General features: G+C 67.9%; 17 protein-coding genes. 8 read left to right on the top strand and 9 right to left on the bottom strand.

Annotated elements, in window-relative coordinates:
• Window positions 1-88 precede the first annotated feature (88 nt).
• Window positions 89-1,234: an AI-2E family transporter gene (locus tag AC5Y4C_RS15235; RefSeq protein WP_499961835.1), complete on the top strand. Its 1,146-nt coding sequence runs from the start codon at window positions 89-91 to the stop codon at window positions 1,232-1,234.
• On the opposite strand, the gene mmpL3 is transcribed toward AC5Y4C_RS15235, so the two are convergent.
• The 6 genes from mmpL3 to AC5Y4C_RS15205 form a co-directional block, all read right to left on the bottom strand.
• Window positions 1,235-4,117 (bottom strand): trehalose monomycolate exporter MmpL3, encoded by a 2,883-nt coding sequence (gene mmpL3 / locus AC5Y4C_RS15230; protein ID WP_499961837.1) that lies wholly within the window; start codon window positions 4,115-4,117, stop codon window positions 1,235-1,237. It abuts the gene before it with no gap.
• Window positions 4,118-4,193: 76 nt separating this feature from the next.
• Window positions 4,194-4,856 carry an NYN domain-containing protein gene (locus tag AC5Y4C_RS15225; RefSeq protein WP_499906288.1) on the bottom strand — a complete coding sequence of 221 codons (663 nt, stop codon included), beginning with the start codon at window positions 4,854-4,856 and terminating at the stop codon, window positions 4,194-4,196.
• A 22-nt stretch (window positions 4,857-4,878) separates the two neighbouring features.
• Window positions 4,879-5,604, bottom strand: a complete 726-nt coding sequence (gene trmB / locus AC5Y4C_RS15220) for a tRNA (guanosine(46)-N7)-methyltransferase TrmB (protein WP_499904946.1) — start codon at window positions 5,602-5,604, stop codon at window positions 4,879-4,881.
• An 82-nt stretch (window positions 5,605-5,686) separates the two neighbouring features.
• Window positions 5,687-6,241 (bottom strand): LppA family lipoprotein, encoded by a 555-nt coding sequence (locus tag AC5Y4C_RS15215; RefSeq protein WP_499961839.1) that lies wholly within the window; start codon window positions 6,239-6,241, stop codon window positions 5,687-5,689.
• On the bottom strand, window positions 6,241-7,902 hold the full coding sequence (locus tag AC5Y4C_RS15210) for an alpha/beta hydrolase (protein ID WP_499961840.1): 1,662 nt from the start codon (window positions 7,900-7,902) through the stop codon (window positions 6,241-6,243). The genes AC5Y4C_RS15215 and AC5Y4C_RS15210 overlap by 1 nt, the downstream gene beginning before the upstream one ends.
• 3 nt (window positions 7,903-7,905) lie before the next feature.
• Entirely contained in the window at window positions 7,906-8,220 is a 315-nt protein-coding gene (locus AC5Y4C_RS15205; RefSeq protein WP_499961842.1) for a WXG100 family type VII secretion target, read from the bottom strand.
• 138 nt (window positions 8,221-8,358) lie between these two features.
• On the opposite strand from AC5Y4C_RS15205, the gene AC5Y4C_RS15200 reads away from it, so the two are divergent.
• The 3 genes from AC5Y4C_RS15200 (at window position 8,359) to AC5Y4C_RS15190 (ending at window position 12,642) form a co-directional block, all read left to right on the top strand.
• Window positions 8,359-9,261 (top strand): hypothetical protein, encoded by a 903-nt coding sequence (locus tag AC5Y4C_RS15200; RefSeq protein ID WP_499961844.1) that lies wholly within the window; start codon window positions 8,359-8,361, stop codon window positions 9,259-9,261.
• Complete coding sequence (locus tag AC5Y4C_RS15195) at window positions 9,258-10,688, top strand: hypothetical protein (RefSeq protein ID WP_499904959.1); 1,431 nt, start codon at window positions 9,258-9,260, stop codon at window positions 10,686-10,688. Before AC5Y4C_RS15200 ends, AC5Y4C_RS15195 begins: the two co-directional genes overlap by 4 nt.
• A gap of 130 nt (window positions 10,689-10,818) precedes the next feature.
• Window positions 10,819-12,642 carry a phosphoenolpyruvate carboxykinase (GTP) gene (locus AC5Y4C_RS15190; RefSeq protein ID WP_499904961.1) on the top strand — a complete coding sequence of 608 codons (1,824 nt, stop codon included), beginning with the start codon at window positions 10,819-10,821 and terminating at the stop codon, window positions 12,640-12,642.
• Window positions 12,643-12,673: 31 nt separating this feature from the next.
• Here the strand turns inward: AC5Y4C_RS15190 and AC5Y4C_RS15185 are convergent, their stop codons facing one another.
• The 3 genes from AC5Y4C_RS15185 to AC5Y4C_RS15175 all read right to left on the bottom strand — a co-directional run bounded on the left by AC5Y4C_RS15185 (window position 12,674) and on the right by AC5Y4C_RS15175 (window position 15,675).
• Entirely contained in the window at window positions 12,674-13,534 is an 861-nt protein-coding gene (locus AC5Y4C_RS15185) for a PDDEXK-like endonuclease domain-containing protein (RefSeq protein WP_499961846.1), read from the bottom strand.
• Between the two features lie 90 nt (window positions 13,535-13,624).
• Entirely contained in the window at window positions 13,625-14,074 is a 450-nt protein-coding gene (locus tag AC5Y4C_RS15180) for an Rv1443c family protein (protein ID WP_499961848.1), read from the bottom strand.
• Between the two features lie 38 nt (window positions 14,075-14,112).
• Complete coding sequence (locus tag AC5Y4C_RS15175) at window positions 14,113-15,675, bottom strand: DUF4407 domain-containing protein (RefSeq protein ID WP_499961849.1); 1,563 nt, start codon at window positions 15,673-15,675, stop codon at window positions 14,113-14,115.
• A 148-nt stretch (window positions 15,676-15,823) separates the two neighbouring features.
• Between AC5Y4C_RS15175 and fadD4 the strand changes: the two genes are divergently transcribed.
• Genes fadD4 through proC form a run of 4 tightly spaced genes read left to right on the top strand, consistent with a single transcriptional unit; the run spans window position 15,824 to window position 20,143 of the window.
• Window positions 15,824-17,359: a fatty-acid--CoA ligase FadD4 gene (gene fadD4 / locus AC5Y4C_RS15170; protein ID WP_499961851.1), complete on the top strand. Its 1,536-nt coding sequence runs from the start codon at window positions 15,824-15,826 to the stop codon at window positions 17,357-17,359.
• Window positions 17,360-17,416: 57 nt separating this feature from the next.
• On the top strand, window positions 17,417-18,193 hold the full coding sequence (locus tag AC5Y4C_RS15165) for a 2OG-Fe(II)-dependent halogenase WelO5 family protein (RefSeq protein ID WP_499913467.1): 777 nt from the start codon (window positions 17,417-17,419) through the stop codon (window positions 18,191-18,193).
• Between the two features lie 28 nt (window positions 18,194-18,221).
• The gene (locus AC5Y4C_RS15160) at window positions 18,222-19,319 is read left to right on the top strand and encodes a zinc-binding dehydrogenase (RefSeq protein WP_499913469.1); all 1,098 of its coding nucleotides are present in this window, start codon (window positions 18,222-18,224) and stop codon (window positions 19,317-19,319) included.
• On the top strand, window positions 19,316-20,143 hold the full coding sequence (gene proC / locus AC5Y4C_RS15155) for a pyrroline-5-carboxylate reductase (RefSeq protein WP_499913471.1): 828 nt from the start codon (window positions 19,316-19,318) through the stop codon (window positions 20,141-20,143). Before AC5Y4C_RS15160 ends, proC begins: the two co-directional genes overlap by 4 nt.
• Window positions 20,144-20,195: the final 52 nt, after the last annotated feature.

Below are 20,195 nucleotides of genomic sequence, written 5' to 3'. Positions count from 1 at the left end.
GTTAAGACCGCAGACCCGCCACGACGGCCACGGCTCGCGGCACACGTCGACGCGGTTTCGCGGCGGCGGTGGTGGTTACGCTACGGAAATGCCAGCGCCCGAAGACTCAGCCGTCCCGCCCCTGGTGCGCAAGGGGGCCGCCTGGTCGTGGCGCCTACTGGTCATCTTCGGCCTGGTCCTGGCCGGGTTGTGGTTGTTCAAGCACCTCGAGGTGATCTTCGTACCGGTGGCCATCGCGACCATGCTCGCCGCGCTGTTTCTGCCCGGCGTCGACTGGCTGGACCGGCACGGCGTGCCACGCGGCTGGGGCGTTTTCCTGCTGCTGTTGTTCGGTATCGCGCTGGTCGGCGGGGTGCTCGCGTTCGTCGTCAGCCAGTTCATCGAGGGCCTGCCCGGGCTGGTGGACCAGGTCACCCACAGCATCGACACGGCCAAGAACTGGCTGATCCACGGGCCGGCGCACTTGAACAATCAGCAGATCGACAACGCCGGGAAGTCGGCGGTCGACGCGCTGCGCAACAACCAGGAGAAGCTGACCAGCGGGGCGCTGTCGACCGCCAGCACGATCACCGAGATCGTCACCGGCGCGTTCGTCGTGCTGTTCACGCTGATCTTCTTCCTGTACGGCGGCCGCAACATCTACGAGTTCGTCACCCGCATCTTCCCGGCCAGCGTCCGGGAGAAGGTGCGCGACGCCGGCAAGGCCGGGTTCGGCTCGCTCATCGGCTACGTGCGCGCGACGTTTCTGGTCGCACTGGTCGACGCCACCGGCATCGGCACCGGCCTGGCCATCATGGGTGTGCCGCTGGCGCTGCCGCTGGCCTCGCTGGTGTTTCTCGGGGCGTTCATCCCGCTGGTCGGTGCGGTGATCGCCGGGTTCCTGGCTGTGGTGGTGGCTCTGCTGTCGAAGGGCTTCATCTACGCCCTGATCACGCTGGGGTTGATCATCGCGGTGCAGCAATTGGAGGGCCATGTGCTGCAGCCGCTGGTGATGGGCCGTGCGGTGCAGATCCACCCGCTTGCCGTGGTGCTCGGGATCTCGACGGGTGGGGTGCTGGCCGGGATCGTCGGCGCGCTGCTGGCCGTGCCCACGATCGCGTTCCTCAACAGCGCCGTGCGCGTGCTGCTGGAACGGCACGACGACGTAGGCGGGCCGGGAGAAACATCGGACTACGACGAGCCGGTGGGCATCACCGCCGAACCCGACGAGGTCCCGTCTACCGCAGACGACTAACTACAGCCTGCGGCCTTCACGCCGCAGCAGATCCTGGGCGCTCACTCCGCCGCGCCGACGCTCGTCGGGCTTTTGACCCGGCGCGGGCAGCTTCTCGGTGGACTCAGGGTCGGGCCTGTGCGCCGGGATCGCGGTGGTTTCCTCAGCGCTGTCGTCTGCGGCGGCGCCAGCCTCCGGCATCGCACGGGTGGCGTCGGCCGAGGGCGGTGTCGGCGGGCGCTCCGCCGGCGCTGCGGAACCAGGGGAAGTGCCGCGCAGTTCGCCGAGCCACGACTCGATCTCACGCTCCTCGCGCGGTGGTGGCGGCGTCGGAGCGGCGCGCTGTGTGCGCTGGGTGATCGCGGCGGCGTTGTTGATGACGGCCTTGGCTGCGTTCTTTGCGGCTGTCGACAGCCGCGTGGTGGGCGGCTCAGAGGAGGCGGCCGGCGCAGCGCCCGGCATCCTCGTGGTCCCGGCCACCGACGGCGGCTGCGCCTGCGGCGGACGGCCGGGCCTCGGCGCGGGCTGTGCGGCACCAGGGCGGGCCGGCGCCTCGACTGCCGGATGGGTCGGGTCGTGCGGGCGCCGCGGAGGCGGCAGCACCGGGGCGCCGACACCCGCCAGTGCCTCTTCGGGTTCACGCACCGCGGGCCGCTTGCGTTCGTCGGGCAGGTGGATCTCGCCCAGCCCGATGCGGTTCTGCAGCCGCTTCATCCAGCGTGGCGCCCACCAGCAGTCGTCGCCGAGCAGCTTCATGATCGCCGGCACCAAGAACATCCGGACCACGGTGGCGTCCAGCAGCAGCGCGGCCACCAAACCGAACGCCAGGTACTTCATCATCACGAGGTCCGAGAAGATGAACGCGCCGCCGACCACCATCAGGATCAGCGCGGCTGCGGTGATGATGCGGCCGGTCTGCGCGGTGCCCATCCGGATCGCCTCGGCTGTCGACATGCCGCGCTCACGGGCCTCGACCATGCGCGAGACCAGGAACACCTCGTAGTCGGTGGACAAGCCGTACACCACCGCGATGATCAATCCGATCACCGGCGCGGTCAGCGGCGTCGCGGTGAAGTTCAGCACGCTCGAACCGTGGCCGTCGACGAAGATCCACGTCAAGATCCCCAGCGTCGAGCCCAGCGTCAGCGCACTCATCACCGTCGCCTTGATCGGCAACACGATCGACCCGAACGCCAAGAACATCAGGATCGTCGTGGTGGAGATCAGGATCAGCAGCATCAACGGCATGTGCTCGAAGATGCTGTGAATCGAGTCCTGCTCCAAAGCCGGTGTGCCGCCGACCCATAGCGTCACGCCCTTGGGCGGCTGGATCGACCGAAGCTGACTGATCTTGTCGGCCGCGGTGTTCTGGTTCACCAAGCCGTTCTGCAGCACCGTGACTTTGGGGTCGTGGTTGCCTTCGTTGGTCGCGGGCCGGGTCTGCCAGGTGGGGTTGGTGAAGCCGCTCAGCTGGGCGGCCTTGTTCGCGATCTCCTCGATCTGCGGCGGCGACGCGTTCTGGATCACCAGCGTCAGCTGCTGGGTGCGAAAGCCCGGGAAGGTGCGGTCGAAGTCTTCCTGCGCCACCCGCACCGAGTTGTCGGGCGGCAGGTACTTCTCGCTGATGCCGCCCAGCGCCAGCTTTCCGAGCGGGATGATCAGCAGGATCATGATGACCAGAATCGGGGCCGCGAACAGGATCGGCCGCTTCATCACGCGGTTGACCAGCTTGCCCCAGAAGCCGCGCTCCACTTCTTCGCGGGTCTTGGTCCGCTGCAGCCGCTCGGCCAACCAGTTCAGGTAGGCGTTGATCCAGCCGACGTTGCGGAACAGCGGCACCCGCAGCAACGTGCGCACGCCCAGGGCGTCGACGTGGCGGCCGAGGATGCCCAGCACCGCGGGCAGCACGGTGATCGACAGCAGCGCTGAGAGCATCACCGCGGCGATCACCGCGTACGTCAGCGATTTGAGGAAGCCCTGCGGGAACAGCAGCAGACCCGCCGCCGACGCGACGATGATCACCGCCGAGAACACCACCGTGCGCCCGGCCGTCATCACCGTGCGCCGCACCGCCGCTTCGGTGTCGTAGCCCTCGGCGATCTCTTCGCGGAAGCGGCTGACCACGAACAAGCCGTAGTCGATAGCGATGCCGAGCCCGATCATCGTGACGACGGGCTGCGCGAAGTAGTGCACCGGGCCGAAGATCGCGATGAAACGCAGGATGCCCAGCGACCCGGCGATCGACAGGCCGCCGACGATCACCGGCAGGCTGGCCGCGATCACCCCGCCGAACACGAAGAACAGCACCACCGCCACCAGCGGCAGCGCCAATACCTCCATGCGCCGCTGGTCCTCGGCGATGGTGCCGGTCAGCTCGCTGGCCACCGGCTGCAGGCCGGCCAGTTCGACGTTGCCGCCGTCGAGCTGGCGCAACGCGCTTTCGACGGACTTGTAGTTGTTGAGGATCTCGTCGTCGTTGTCGCCCTTGAGGGGGATGCTGACGAACGTGCGCCGCATATCCGCGGTGTGCATCTTCTGCACGGTCGCATCGGTGGTCGTCGGGGCCTTGAGCCAGCCGACCCAGCCCAGAATCTGATCCGGATGGTCGGTCTGCAGCTTGTTCAGTTCGTCGGTGATCTTCTTCTGCCAGTCCGGATCGTCGACCGTTTTGCCGTCCGGCGCGGTGAAGGTGGCGACGATGTGGCTGGTGCGGTCACGTCCGTAGACCTCGTCGCCGAGGACCGAGGCGCGGGCGGACTGGCTGCCGTCGTCGTAGAAGCCGCTCTGGGTGACGTGCTTGCCCAGGCTCATCCCGAAGATGCCGCCGCCGAGGCTCAGTGCGACCATCACCCCGATCACGATGAACCGGTAGCGGTACACGATTCGACCCCACCAGGCGAACACCTATGCTCCTTATGCCTCTATTGCCGCGCTCGATATGTTTCTTGCCGCCTCCGGGGCTGCTCTCTTACACAGTCGCCTAGACGCGCGCGGTCAGCAACGACGACAGCGGCCGGAACGGCTGCAACCACGCGCCCTGGTCTGGTAACGAATCTAGGCCCACCCGCGGCAGGGGTTCCCGGAATACGCCAGGAATGTCTTCCAAGTCGACGAAGTCCAAGGTATCCGAGGCTAGCGCCCAGCTTGCATGTTCACGAAATCCGAGCACCTGCACGGTGACGCCCTCGCGGGCGATCTCTTCGAGCGGCTGGCGGAAGGCCTGGCCGTCGGCTGAGGCCACCAGCACCGCGGCTAGCCCCTCGCTGTGCCGCAGGGCAATGTGGGCGAGCATGTCGGTGTCGACGTCGCTGTCCTCGTCGATCTTCGGCTTCGCGAACACCGCGAACCCCACGTTACGCAGCGCCTCCACCCACGGCCGCACGACGTCGGCGCTGCCGGGCGCGATGTTGGTGAACACGGTCGCCTCCGGCTCCAGCGACACGTCGGGGTGCCTGGCGGCAAGTTCAGCCGTCCGCATCAACAACCAGCGCCCCAGCGCGTCGAACCGCGGGCGATAGGCGGCGGTGGGGCGGCCACCGAGAATCGACCCGAGGCCCATGTCGAGGTTGGGCGCGTCCCATACCAACAGCACCCGCCGCGGCGCCGGCGGCGCTTCGACGTCGGCGGGGGTGGTGATGCGGATCTCTTCGGTGACGCTCAACGTCTCACCTCCTGGTCCACAGCAGCTCGGCGACCGCGCTTCCGGCGTGGTGAGCTTTGGACTCGTACTTCGTCACGGGCCGTCGCACCGAAATGGGCAGCGGCGCGTCCGTGGTCACCCGCTGCAGCAGCGGTTCCGCATCAGCGGTGGCGGCGATCTGCTCGGCGTAGCCGGCGTGGTCGGTCGCGACGTGCAAGACGCCGCCGGGCCTGAGCCGGTCGGCGATCAGCGCGACGGTGCCGGGCTGCAGCAGCCGGCGCTTGTGGTGGCGCGCCTTCGGCCACGGATCGGGGAAGAAGACCCGCGCGCCGGTCAGCGTCTGCGGCCCGATCATGTGCTCGAGCACGTCGAGGCCGTCGCCGCGGATCAGCCTGATGTTGGTGATCTGCTCGCGGTCGATCGCGCCGAGCAGCTGTGCCAGGCCCTTGCGGTAGACCTCGACCGCGATGACGTCGACGCCCGGCTCCTCTTTGGCCATCGCCGCAGTGGAAACGCCTGTGCCACAACCGATTTCGAGGACAAGCGGTGCGGCGCGGCCGAACCAGCGGTCCGCGTCGATCGGCTCACCCGCAGTGGTGCGGGCCTCGGTGCCCAGCTGCGGCCACAGCCGCGCCCAGGTCCGCTGTTGAGCGTCGGTAAGGCTGGCGCGGCGGGACCGAAAGCTGGTGACCCGACGATGCAGCTGCGGCGGTGGCTGCACCTCTGGCGCCCCGTCGCACTGCGTTTGCATCCGTCCATGGTGGCCCATCAACTGGTTGGCCTGAACATGTGGTGCAGATTGATACCCAACAGTTGCCTTCGACCACGGACCGTCAGCGACCAGGCGTGGCCGACGGGGTGGCGGTGTCGGTTCGGCTGATCCGGCAGTCCCCGCGCGCGGTCAGCACCGCTGCCTTCTGGGTGCCGAGCTTGAATTCGACGCCGTCGGGGCCGGAGAAGTAGACGTCATGGTCGCCGGCGTTGTTCTTCATGACGCCGAAGCGGGTGGCACCGAACTGCTCGGTGCCTTTCTTGACGATGTCGACGGCCTCATCCCACTTGTCGTCGGGGATGGGGGCGGAGAACCCGACCATGAAGTACGCCGCTTTACCGCGGGTCCAGACAAAGTCGCCTCCGCAACCCATCCAGGTGTCCTGGACGAAGGTCCACGTCGTTCCGGGCATCAGCGCCGCGATCTGATTAGCCAGCCGGGTGGCGGCCTCGCGGTATTGCGCCTGTGCGGTCTCGAACGGCGGTTTGGCGCGCAGCTGTTGCTCCAGCGCTGCAGCTTGTTCGGGGCTCACGTGCTGACCTCCGTTTGTGCTGCTGTCGCAGCCCGCCACCGCGGCGCAGGCCAGCGCGATCGCGCCGATCGCCGACCACCGCATCAACGACCTCCCGGAGCGGGCGCACTGGGCATCCCACCGCCCAGCATCGGCGGCAGAAGTGACTGTTTGACCTCATTATCAGCAAGGCCCGCGGCCACCGCGGCCATGTTGTAGCCCGACATTCGCAGCACCTCCTGCCCGGAGGCGTCGGTGAACATGCGCGGATAGTCCGCGTGACTGTAGACGCCGTCGCGCCAAACGCGCCCGGGGTCGAGCCCCGATTCCGTGGAGAGCTCGATCATCCCGGGCATCGCGTACGGGTCGGCGCCCCAACCGTGCAGCGGCGCCAGCGGCGCGACGACGTTGGTGATCGGGTCGTGGGCGGCCTGCATCACGTACGGACTGCCGCCGTCGAGTCCGAGCTGCGCCGGGCTGACCAACTCCAGGCCCGGCGAACCATAGAACACCGCGTCGTTGACCGGATGCAGTCCGTGCGCGTTGAGGTCCTGCAGCGCCAGCGAGGACGTCAGCGATCCGTACGAGTGGCCGAGCAGGGTCAGGTGCGTGCCGGGGTTGTTGGTGCGCAGCTGTTGTAGATAGTTCGCGAGATCCGGCGCGGCGGCCCGTGCGGTGCCGTCGGTCATGGTCTGCCAGACGTCGTGCATGGCGGCGTTGTCCAAAGCCTGGTCGTTGAGCGGGTTCGGTGGGGTGTCGTAGCCCATCCAGACCACCGCGGCGGCCGACGGCGGCTTGCCCGCCAGGAACAGTTGCCGCATTTCCTCGGTGCGCAGCGCGTTGGCCTCAGTCACCATGCCGGGCAAAGAGTCTCGGGTGGTCGACCCAACGCCCGGCACCGCCACCGACACGTTCTGGGCGGTGTCCGGGTTGCCGACCGCGATCGCGGCGAGCAGCTGCTTGCTCGGGTCGTCGGGCACGCGCAGCTGGGTGAGGTAGCTCTCCGGGGTCCGCAGGGCCTGCTCGATCGAGCCGATATCGGCGAGCCGGTTCTTCGCGTCCTGCAGCTCGGTGACCATGACGTTGAGCTCCGGCGGTAACTCCTCGCCGGTCATGTAGGTGTGGGCGGCCAGTTTGTCGACGATCGGCTGCAGCTGGTCGACTCTGGCCTGGGTGTCGGCGCGCAGCTGGCGCAGCCGTTCCTGGCTTGCGTCGCTGTCCACCTGGCTGGGCGTGAGGCCGTCCTTGACCACCGGGGGGCCCACCTGTGGAATCGGGTCTTTCCCGCCGGCCATGTTGATGGCGTGCGCGAGCTCGTCGTCGACCCGGTTCGCCTGCTCGATGATCGAATTCAATTGCGGCTGAAGCACATCGATGGCGGCCTGGGCGGCGCGTGCGTCACCGCGGAAGCCAGGGCCGGGCCGCACGGTGTTGGTGATCTCGTCGATCGACATGTGCAGGCCAGCGGCTTGCTGGCGCAACCGGTCCAGCCGGCTCTTGACGTCGGCGATGCCGTCGGCGGCCTGGTCCGCGGCCAGCGCCACGGCCAGCGCCTCTTGGCCGTGGGCGTCGAGGTCGGCTCTCGTCTTACCGAGTGCTTGGCGGGCGGCTTCGGCCGCGTCGCCGCCCCACTGGGCGAAAGCCGGCAGAGAAGCCAGCCCGTCAGCAGCCAGGTGCGCCGCTTCGGCGCGGTTGCGAGCAGCGTGGAACACGTCACGGACATCCTCGGGATTCCAGCGCTCGATGTCGGCGACGTTGAGAACCAAGTCTCAACCCGCCTCGGGACCGGCCTCTGCGCCCACTCTTTTCACCGATTGGGCGTTGTCCAATTCGGTTGTCTGGTAATCACTTCCGGCCCTATGCAGTGCGTGGGCATGGTCGAAGAGGCGGGCGGACAGCAGCGTGCTGGTTGCCTGCCACTGCGCGGCCTTGGCAACCAGCGCAGCCTGCGACGAGCCCGACCATCCCGGTAGCGCGGACGCGATGCGGCTATCGGATGCGGCATGCACGGCTTCGACGTTCTCGGCATGGTCACGGGTGCGCAGCCCGGACACGGTCAGGTCGTCAGGAACGACTCGCAGCATGGGTAAACCCTACTTCCGGTCGGCCGGCAGGCTGACCGCAAGTTTGCTTAGACGCCGCCGGCAGCACCACGGTTCCAGCGATCCGGCTTGTGGAATCCGACTTGCCCGCGGCGCACGGCGGATCTTCGATGAACAAGGGTGAGCACACAGGGACACGCGATCTTCGCCGAGCGGCTGACGCGGTTCGCGGCCGCTGTGGACGATCCCGGCGTCGACGCCATCGCCGCACGCGTCGCCGGCGCCGTCACGGTGGCGGTGCATGGCCGGCCGGGCGTGGGCCGCGGCAGCGTGGCGCGGGCGCTCCGGGCCGCTGGGATCGGGGTCGCCGACAACGGAGACGTCGACGTGCACGTCGTCGCCGAGGTGGTCAAACCCGAGGACCGGGCCGCGCTCGCGGCATCCCACGGGCCGGTGTTGCTCGTGTTGAACAAGGCCGACCTGATTTCCGGCGCGCATGCGCTGTGCGACCGATACCGCGCGCTGACCGGGGTGCCGGCCGTCCCGATGGCCGCGCACCTGGCAGACGTTCAGGTCGACGACTCCATGCTCGCCGCGCTGCGGGCAGCACCTGATGACCGGCTGCTCGAGACGCTGGACTGGTACGGGCTCGAGCATGCCGTGCAGGCGGTACGCGCGGGCGCGGACGCGCCCGCGCTGCGGCGGGTGCTGCGGATCCGCAGCGGAGTCGAGGGCGTGGTGGCCGCGTTGACGCCGCTGGTCGCCGAGGCCGCTTACCGGCGCATTGTGCGGGCACGCCATGAGCTGGAGGCGTTCGCGGTGACGGCCGGGCCGCAGCAGGCGGCTGGCGTGGCTGAATTCCTGCGCGACGACGACACGGTGATCGCCTGCATGGCGGCGGCCGTCGACGTGGTGGAAGCTGCCGGTATGGCTGTCGACCCTGGCGACGATCCAGCCGCCCACCTGTCGCGGGCCGCGACGTGGCAGCGCTATCAGCGCGGACCGGTCACCGCGGTGCACCGCTCGTGCGGCGCCGACATCGCGCGCGGCTCGCTGCGGCTGTGGCGCCGGGCCGCGTCGTGACCGACGAAGCGGCCGTCGACGCGCTGGTGACGCGCCATCACGTCGGCGCCGGCACCGACCCGGGCATCCGCACCCGCGACGTCGTGCTCGTCGCCGGGCCGTGGCTGGCCGGCGTCACCAGCGTCGTCGCCGCGCTGCGCGAACGCCTGCCGGAGCACACGTTCGTCGAGGCCGAGGATCTTGCCGACGGCGACGCCCCCGCGGCGGTGGTGTTCGTCGCCTCCGCGGTCGCGCCGCTCACGGCGTCGGACTGCGCGCTGCTGGACGCCGCGGCCGCCAACACCGACCTGGTGATCGGCGCGGTGAGCAAGGTCGACGTGCACCGCAACTGGCGCGACGTGCTCACCGCGGACCGTGCCGCCGCCGCCGCGCACGACCCCCGCTACGCCGACATGGTGTGGGTGGGCGTCGCGGCCGCCCCGCAGCGGGGTGAACGTCGCATCGACGAGCTGGCCGACGCACTCGCGGACGGCCTGGCCGCCGCCGACCTGCCGCGGCGCAACCGGTTGCGCAGCTGGCAGCACCGGCTGCGCCGCGCTGTGCAGGGCTACGACGACGCTGCCGCTGGCGTCGGCCGCGAAGCCAGGATGGCCGCGCTGCGGCGCGAACGCGCCGACACGCTGCGCCAGCGCCGGCTGCAGAAGTCCGAGCACGCGATCGGTCTGCGCAGCCGCCTGCAGCAGGCCAGGGTGCAACTCGGGTATTTCGCCCGCAACCGCTGCGCCTCGGTGCGCAGCGAACTGGCCGAGGACGCCGCTTCGATGACGCGGCGGCGGCTACCCCAGTTCGAGCAGTACGTCGCCGGGCGCATCGACGAGGTGATCACTGACGTCCACGTCGGCGTCGGCACCCATCTGCGCCAGCTGGCGTCCGAGTTCGGGCTCACCCCGCCGCAGGAGGGAATGCGGCCGACGACGCCGCTGGTCACCCGGGCACCGCTGCGGCCGGGCGGTCTGGAGGGCCGGCTGATGATGTTGCTCGGCGCGGTCCTGGGCGTCGGCGTGGCGCTGACGCTGAGCCGAGTGTTCACCGACCTGGCCCCGGCGTACACCGCAGGCGGTGTTGCCGGCGGCGCTGCGGTCGGGCTGGCGGTCGCCGTATGGGTGGTCGGCATGCGCCGCACGCTGCGCGATCGGGCGGTGCTGGAGCGCTGGGTGGCCGACGTCGTGGGCGAGCTGCGCCCGGTCGTCGAGGAGCACGTGGCCAGCCGTGTCCTGGAGGCCGAAGCTGCGCTGACCACCGAGCAGGCCCAGCGCGACGAACAGCAGGCGGCAACCGTCGCCGAGCGGGTCGCCGGCATCGACGACGAGCTCCGCGAACATGCCGCGGCCGCCGCGGCGGCGACGGTGCGCCGGGAGCGCGAATTGCCCTCGTTGCGGCGCGCGTTGGAGGCCGTCGATGCCGAACTGAATCGTTCCTGTGAGTAATTCGGCTCCGCACCGGTTAACCAGAGTGATAGCGGTCGCGTTAACCTGAAGTTCAAGGGACGTCCGCCGCTGCCGTGCCGGCGCAGCGTGGCTGTGTCCTGGCATTGAACCTGACAGCAGGAGTTGAGTGATGACTGCAGCGACCATCCCCGGTTTGGACAACGCCCCGACAGATCACGAAGGGTTGCTTGCCTGGGTGCGGGAAGTCGCCGAGCTCACCGAGCCCGACCGCGTCATGTTCGCCGATGGCTCCGAGGAGGAGTACAACCGGCTCTGCCAGCACCTCGTCGACGCCGGCACGTTCATCAAGCTCAACGAGGACAAGAAGCCCAACTCGTATTTGGCTCAGTCCGACCCGTCCGACGTGGCGCGCGTGGAATCGCGCACCTTCATCTGCACCGAACGCGAGGTCGACGCCGGCCCCACCAACAACTGGATGGACCCCGCGAAGATGCGGTCGACCATGACGGACCTGTACCGGGGCTGCATGCGCGGCCGCACGATGTGGGTGGTGCCGTTCTGCATGGGGCCGCTGGGGGCCGAGGATCCGAAGCTCGGGGTGGAGATCACCGACTCCGAGTACGTCGTGGTCTCGATGCGCACGATGACCCGCATGGGCAAGGCCGCGCTGGAGAAGATGGGCAGCGACGGGTTCTTCGTCAAGTGCCTCCACTCCGTCGGCGCCCCGCTCGAGCCAGGCCAAAAGGACGTGCCGTGGCCCTGCAACGACACCAAATACATCACGCATTTCCCGGAGACCCGTGAGATCTGGAGCTACGGCTCGGGGTACGGCGGCAACGCGCTGCTGGGCAAGAAGTGCTACTCGCTGCGGATCGCGTCGGCGATGGCCCACGACGAGGGCTGGCTCGCCGAGCACATGCTGATCCTCAAGCTGATCTCGCCGGAGAACAAGAGCTACTTCATCGCCGCGGCGTTCCCGTCGGCGTGTGGCAAGACCAACCTCGCGATGATCCAGCCGACGATTCCGGGCTGGCGTGCCGAAACCATCGGCGACGACATCGCCTGGATGCGGTTCGGCAAGGACGGCCGGCTCTACGCGGTCAACCCGGAGTTCGGTTTCTTCGGCGTGGCGCCCGGCACCAACTGGAACTCGAACCCGAACGCGATGAAGACGATCGCGGCGGGCAACACGGTCTTCACCAATGTCGCGCTGACCGATGACGGCGACGTGTGGTGGGAGGGCCTGGAAGGCGACCCGCAACACCTCATCGACTGGAAGGGCCGCGACTGGACGCCTGACTCGAAAGAGAAAGCGGCGCATCCCAATTCGCGCTACTGCACCCCGATGTCGCAGTGCCCGACGCTGGCGCCCGAATGGGACGATCCGCAGGGCGTGCCGATTTCGGCCATTCTGTTCGGTGCCCGCCGCAAGACCACGGTGCCGCTGGTGACGCAGGCCAATGACTGGCAGCACGGCGTATTCATTGGCGCGACAATGGGTTCCGAGCAGACCGCTGCCGCCGAGGGCAAGGTCGGCACCGTGCGCCGCGACCCGATGGCGATGCTGCCGTTCCTGGGCTACAACGTCGGCGACTACTTCGCGCACTGGATCGACATCGGCAAGCAGTCCGACGAGTCGAAGATGCCGAAGATCTTCTTCGTCAACTGGTTCCGCCGCGGCGACGACGGCCGCTTCCTGTGGCCGGGATTCGGCGAGAACAGCCGTGTGCTGAAGTGGGTCATCGACCGCGTCGAGGGCAGGGCCAACGGCCAGTCCACCCCGATCGGCATCGTGCCGAGCGCCGAGGATCTCGACCTCGAGGGACTCGACGTCGACCGCAGCGACGTGGAAGAGGCGCTGGCGGTCCGGCCTGAAGAGTGGCGCGAGGAACTGCCGCTGATCGAGGAGTGGTTCGAGTTCGTCGGCGAGAAGCTGCCCACCGGCATCAAAGACGAGTTCGACGCACTGAAGCACCGCCTCTCGGCCGAGTGATTTCGGTGCGTTTCCGTGCGGTGAGCGCCGGTTAACGCACCGAAATCGCTTGCCGGACGTGGTTGAGGACCCGGTCGGGGTACTCGACGAGGTCCAGCCAGGTGAACCGCAGCACCTGCCAGCCGCACAGCGCGATGTAATTCTGACGCCTGCGATCGTTCTGAAAGGTTTCCTCGTCGGTGTGGAACGCCCAGCCATCGACTTCAATAGCGACCTTGGCCTCTGGGAACGCGACGTCGACCTTGTACGGACCGATCCGGTAGTTCGCCCGCCAACCGGTCATCCCGCCATCTTTCAGCAGCTTCACCAAGAGACGTTCGGCCGCGGACCGCGCGCCGTCGCCGGCCGACTGCAGGAGTATGCGGGCTGCAGGCGAGCCATACCGGCCTTTGTTGCGTAAGTGTGCACGCCATAACTGCTGCAGCTCCGTATGACGCTGCAGCGCGGCGTCCATCAACTTCGCACCACCGCGTCGCCTTACCGCGGCTTCGATGGCCGTCAGCGGCAATGCGGTCACGAGCAATCGGCGGTGGATGACAGTGTCGCACGGGTGAAGATCACGTCGTCGAAGTCGCGAGCCTGGGTGCGTGCGACTATGGCTGTTCCTCGGAACGGTGACTTCGATTGTGTCCGGGGCGAATTGGGTGAGGTCCAGCCACCATGCCGCGGCCAGACCGCTCGCCGCTGCTTGCGAGCCGTGCCCCCACACCGCCGCGCGAACGCGTGCGGCATGGGTGAACGGACGATCGTCGACGAAGTAGACGCCGCGCGCGCATCGACGCCAGTGCCCCGAACGCACGCGACGCCGCACTGCGTCAGGACTGAGCCCGCAGCGTTGGGCTTGAGCAAGAGTAATGACGCCATCCTGGAGACGCAGATATTCATCGAGCACTCTCGTTGGACGCCGCCTGCGGCCGCCGCGCTCCCGGTCCAGCGATTTCGGTGCGATACCGTGCGCTAAGCGCCGGTTAACGCACCGAAATCACACGAAGTGGCGGCGCAGGCGGCGGTGCCGATGCCGGAACACGACGGGGATGACCACGCTGAACAGCACGCCGAGCGCTTTGACGCGGCCCTGCCATGCGAGCCGGTCGGTGACGCGGCAACCGCTGCCGTGCGGTTCGACCACGCGCTCGTGACGCCACCGCGACTGCGTTAGCATCCGGGATTCTTCAACAAAGCGACCCGAACCCAGTTCGGCGATGGTGAGATCGTCGAAATCGACCGGAACAATCCCGAACGCCAAAATCCAACTGCGGCCTAGCTTTTCGCCTACCGGCACAGTCTCGACCGTGGCGCCGCGCAGGCTCGGCGGGATCGTCATCCGCAGCAGCGGCATGAGTTCGTCGTTGATGCCCTCAGGAGTGACGACGCGCTTCCACACGGCGTCGGCGGGCGCCGCGAGCGAGGTCGTGATCTCGAACGTGCGCACGGCAGCGATTCTCGACGATCCGCGGACTTTTGTGTGGTCTACGTCCCGGGTGGTAGTTCACGCGGCGCGTCCGGACTGCGAAGACGACCCGGGCCGTTCGCGTGCCGCAGCTCGGGCTGATTCTCACGCACTCCCAGCCGGTAGGTCTCCTCGGCGCTCACCCACTCCAACGACTCGCCCGCATCGCCGGCGGGCGAATAGGCTTGCGCGCCAGGCTCGGCCGTGCGCTCGTCAGTGCGCTCGTCGGAAACGGTCGCGCGGTAGGTGCGCTTGAACGAGAACGTGATCTCCTCGACCTCTTCGAAAACCTGCCGCGCGGTGCGCAGCGGGTGAGCGGTGGTGTCGATCGCACGCGCGACGATCGGCGGCACCAGCGGCCGAATCCAGCGGGCGGCGGTCCTGGTGATGCTAGGGGTCGCCGGGCGGGCGGCAACAGCGTCGTCGTCCGCTTTTGCCGGCACGTTTTGGGTGGGGCCAGACAGTGCCGCCAGGCTGGCGGCTTCGGCCTCGGCGGCGATCGGCAGGTAGACGTCGTCGTCGGCTGGTGGGGCGGCTCGTTCCAGCCTCGCCTGCGCCGCAGGCTCGTCGAGCACCTCGGCGACGCGGCGCCGCTGCATCTCCCGGTCGATCTCCTGCTGCGCCTCGACGGCTAGCCGGGCGCTGGCCAGCTGCTGCTCGGCCCACATCGTCTCGATGGCCGCGCGCACCTCGGCCCGCTTGACCGCGATCGCGGTGTCGGCGTCCAGCTCGGCCCGCTCTCGCGCCAGTTGCGCTGCCGCGCCGCGCTCGTCGCTCGTCTCGCCGCGCAGCAGTGTCAGGATCAGCGGCAGCAGGCTCAGCAGCACGAAGGATGCGATCGTCAGCGTCCACACCACCAGCGCGCCCGCACTCGCCAGCGTGACTGCGTGCATTGCCGCCCAGCGGGCGCCGAGGCCGCGATCCGCAGCGGCGACCGCGGTGTGACGTTGCTCAGCCAACTGCTGCTGGGCGCCGGTGACCGCCGCGTCCAGCGCGGGCGCATGCCGGTCCCGGGCGGCGACCGCGTTGTCCAGTTCCCGCTGAGCGTCGGCGAGAACGTCATTGGCCGTGCGGGTTTCGGGTCCAGCGCCGGGAACACCGGTGATGTGGGTCTGCGGGCAGCTCGGCGTCGGATGGAACTCGCACCGGGCGACGACGAGCGCCTGGTCACGCTGAATGCGGGCCTGGTCGACCCTGGCGTCCAGCGCAGCGCGTGCGTCTCGTGCCCGGGCGAGGTCGGCCTCGGCCTGCACAATCCCGGGCGTTGACGTGCGCGCAGCCTGTTGGTCGATGTGGCGGTCGATCGAGCCGGCGAACAGCACCAGCGCGGCGAGCTCGCCCACGACGGCGCCTACCAGCACGGCGACCGCAGCCCGGCCCACCACCGACCAGCCCCGCACCGGACCGCTGGCAGTCGCGCGGGACACCGCGCCGACGAGTAGGCCGAACAGCAACGTCAGCGGCACGATGGCCCACACCGGCCATGACGTCGACTCCGCGACCGCGATCGTCGCCACCAGCCACGCCAGCGCTGCACCTACGATCGCTGCCACGCTTGCTGTGGAAATCTTGTGCGTGCCCATAGGTACTGCAAACACCTCCAGTGCAACAGCGTGACAGGGCAATCGCCGACATACCCAATCCGACCGCCGGCGTGTGGCGCGGTTCACATTCCGGTTCGGATGCCCCAGCCACGACGGCTCTCGACACCCGTCAACTACAGTGCTGCGCATGCAGATCCGCGAGCATGCCGGAGACAAACCGGCCGTCATCGTGCACCCGGCCGGCACCGTGGTGACCTTCGCGGACCTCGAGGCGCGCGCGAACCGGCTGGCGCACCACTTCCGCAAGGCGGGGTTGCGGGAAGGCGACACCGTGGCTGTCATCTTGGAGAACAGCGAGCACGTGCATCCGGTGATGTGGGCGGCGCGCCGGTCTGGGCTGTACTACGCGCTGATCAGCACGCATCTCACCGCCGCCGAGGCGGCCTACATCGTCGACAACAGCGGCGCGAAGGCGGTGATCGGCTCGCGCCGCACCCGAGCGGTGTGCGAGGGGATCGCCGAACACGTGAAGCTGCCCGAGTTGTTGATGATCGCGGACGACGACGTGCCGGGCTGGAAACGCTATCCGGAGTGTGTGGCCGACGAACCCGACACCCCGATCGACGACGAACGCGAAGGCGATCTGCTGCAGTATTCGTCGGGAACCACGGGACGGCCGAAGGGGATTCGCCGCCCGCTGCCGCACGTAAGCCCCGCGGATGCCCCGAATGTGCTCAGCGCACTGCTGATGGCGATCGGGATGACGCCCGACGCGGTGTATCTGAGTCCCGCTCCGCTGTATCACACGGCACCCTGCCTGTGGTCGATGTCGGCGCTGGCGATGGGCGCCACCGCGGTGGTGATGGAGAAGTTCGATCCGGAACAGACGCTCGACGCCATCCAGCGCTACCGCGTCACCCACGGCCAGTTCGTCCCGGCGATGTTTGTGCGCATGCTGAAAATGCCTGAGGCCGTTCGCAATTCGTACGACGTGTCGAGCCTGCAGCGGGTGGTGCATGCGGCCGCGCCGTGCCCGGTGGAAGTCAAGAAGCAGATGATCGACTGGTGGGGGCCGATCGTCGACGAGTACTACTCCTCGTCAGAAGGTGCAGGCATCACGTTCATCACCGCCGACGACTGGATGACCCATCCCGGCTCGGTGGGCAAGCCGCTGCTCGGGGTGGCCCACATCCTCGACGAGAGCGGCGACGACCTGCCGCCCGGTCAGCCCGGCCAGGTCTACTTCGACATCGGGCAGGTGTCGTTCGAATACCACCGCGACCCGGAGAAGACAGCCGCCTCACGCAGCAAGCAGGGCTGGGTGACCGTCGGCGACATCGGCTATCTCGACGAGGACGGCTATCTGTACCTGACCGACCGCCGCCACCACATGATCATCTCCGGCGGGGTGAACATCTATCCGCAGGAGGCCGAGAACCTGTTGGTCACCCATCCGAAGGTGCTCGACGCGGCGGTGTTCGGCATTCCCGACGACGAGATGGGCCAGTCGGTGAAAGCGGTGGTGCAGACCGTCGATCCTGCCGATGCCACTGACGCCTTCGCCGAGGAGTTGCTGAGCTGGCTGCGCGAACGCTTGGCGCACTACAAGTGTCCGCGCTCGATCTCGTTCGAGGCGCAGCTGCCGCGCACGGACACCGGCAAGCTCTACAAGCAGCAGCTCGTTGAGAAATATTCGCGAACGCCGCCGAAGCAGCCGGAGTAGCAAAGCGCACCGCTACACGCGTTGCGACCGCTTGTAGGCCTCGTATAGATTTTGCGCGTGCGACAGTGGCTTACGGACGAGCCGCAGATGCTCAGCGACACGACCTGGAAGCAACTGCTGGCGAATGAAATTCCGCTAATTGTGATCCCCGGATTCGCTTCGGACGACGAATGCGCCCGACTCGTCGATCGAGCGAACAAAATCGGGTTCGAACCCTACGAGGAAGTGGTGCCACCGATCAATCGGGTCGGTATCACCGTATTCGAGTACGACAAGACCAGCGTGACCGGCTATTTCGACGAAGTGGAGAAAGCCCGCGCCACCCAGGAGCAGATTTTCAGCTCCTCGTTCGACCCGCTGCAGCGATTCATGGATCGCCTTTCCGGCGCAGTCAGCGGGAAGGTCGGAATTGCGGTCGACCCGAAGCACGGTCCCTATCACGCGGGCAATGTGCGCCGAATCGAAGACGGCACGATGTTGCACATCGACTTCGCCCCGGCTGAAGAGCCGAACTGGCATGTGGCGAACGTCGACATCCAGCTTTCGTGGAACGTCTACCTCGAACTCGATCCCACGGGGGCGGGTGAAACCCACGTCTACGAGAGGCAGTGGGTGCCGCAGGATGAGAGTTTCAAAATCCCGAACACCTACGGCTACCGGCGCGAAGTGCTGGGTGGCGACGTGCGACGGGCCACCTTCACGCCGACGCGCGGCGACGTGTACATCTTCAACACGCGCAACTACCACGAGGTGATGCCCAGTAGCGGGCGACGCACCACCTTCACGTCGGCGATCGGCATTTTCGACGACGACGTGGTAGGCCTATGGTCCTGAGGTGGTAACGAGCTCTCTAGCGGCTGTGATGACCGGGCCCCACCGGTCACTCGAACTGCAGAGTCTGCAGATTCCGCCGCTCGAGCGCGGCGCAGTGCTGCTGGAGACGATTTTCTCCGAAGTGTGCGGGACCGACGTGCACCTGCGCCACGGCCGGCTTTCGGGCGTGCCGTATCCGATTGTCCCGGGCCATGTTTCGGTCGGACGCGTCGTGGACGCCAACGGCGACGTGCGCGACGTCGACGGAACCCCGGTCACACCCGGCTCGGTGGTCACTTTCCTCGACGTCGCCGAGACCTGCTACAACTGCTGGTTCTGCTTGGTGGCCAAGACGCCCAATCGCTGCCCGTCGCGCCGGGTGTACGGCGTCACGTACTCGGCGGCGAATGGGCCGCTCGGTGGTTGGTCGCAGTACATCTACCTGAAGCCCGGCGTGAAGATCCTCAACGTGCCGGATTCGCTGTCGCCCGAACGGGTGATCGCCGGCGGCTGCGCACTTCCCACCGCGCTGCATGCGATCGATCGCGCGCAGATCCGTCTCGGCGACGTCGTGGTGATCCAGGGTGGCGGCCCAGTGGGCCTGAGCGCGGCGATTCTGGCACGGCTGTCCGGCGCGGGAGCCGTGTTCGTCGTCGACCAGCATCCGAACCGCTTGCAGATGGCGGAGGTTTTCGGGGCCGACGCAACGGTGAGACTCGACGCCGACGGGCCCGGCAGTCACGTCGACGCGGTGCTCGACGCGACGAACGGACGCGGAGCCGACGTCACGATCGAAGCCACCGGCGTGCCGGCCGCCGTCAAAGAGGGAGTTCGGATGACCCGCGACGGAGGCCGGTACTGCATTGTGGGGCACTACACCGATACCGGTGAAGTCAGTCTCAATCCCCATCTCGACATCAACCGCAAACACCTCGACATTCGGGGGGTCTGGGGGGTCGATTTCAGCCATTTCTACCGGATGATCGACGTGCTCACGCGCCACGGCGGAGATGTCGGCGGAGCCGGCTGGGAGCAAATGGTAAGTAGCCGCTATTCGCTCGACCAGGTAGATAGTGCTCTCACCGCCGTCGAATTCGGCAGCATCGTCAAAGGAATCATCCAACCGAACCCGACGACGGTGCCGTGAAAGACCAGCGAATCGCCGTCGTGGGCGGGGGGATCATGGCCGAAGCGATGATTGAGGCAATGCTGGCGCGCCACATCGTCGCGCCGCAGCAAATCGTCGTCTCGGATGTCGCCGAGCGCCGCCGCACGGTGTTGAGCGAGCAATTCGCGGTCCGGGTGACGCACGACAACCGGGCCGCGGTCGACGCCGCCACCGTCATCGTGTTGGCCGTCAAGCCGCAGGTGCTTCCTGCCGTGCTGCAGGAATTGCGGGGACACCTGCCTTCCGAAGCGCTGGTGATCAGCATCGTCGCAGGTGCAACGCTAGACACACTGGCTACGGGGCTGCGACACCGCCGGCTGGTGCGCGCGATGCCCAACACGCCGGCCCGGATCTCGATGGGTGCGACGGTGTGGGCGGCCAGCGAGGACGTCAGCGCCAATCAGCTGGAGCTCACACGGACCATCCTCGCGGCGACCGGCCTGGAGCTCATGGCGCCCAACGAAGGCTTCGTCGAGATGGCGACCGGCTTCACCGGTCCGGCGCCGGCCTTCATCTTCTTGCTGGTCGAGGCGCTGGTCGAGGCCGGCGTCAGCCTCGGGTTCACACATGAGCAGGCGCTGGCGCTCACTGTCCAGACGTTCCGAGGAAGCATCGAGTTGCTGACGCAAAGCGGTGAGCACCCCGCGGTGCTTCGCGGCCATGTGTCGAGTGCCGGCGGCGCGACCCTTGCGGGTCTGCATGAGCTGGAGAAAGCAGGTGTGCGCGCTGCCCTGTGGGAGGCGGTCTATGCGGCGCGCCGGCGCGCCCGGGAATTGGGTCAGGCCGAGCCGCCGCCGACGTAGATGGTCGCGCAGCGCTCGAGCGTAGGGTTTGACGGACGCTTTTGAGCCCGGG

It is taken from the genome of Mycobacterium sp. NGS35, assembly GCF_059812855.1.
Note: the sequence above shows the minus strand (reverse complement) of the source record. Positions and strands in the feature narration are given on the sequence as shown.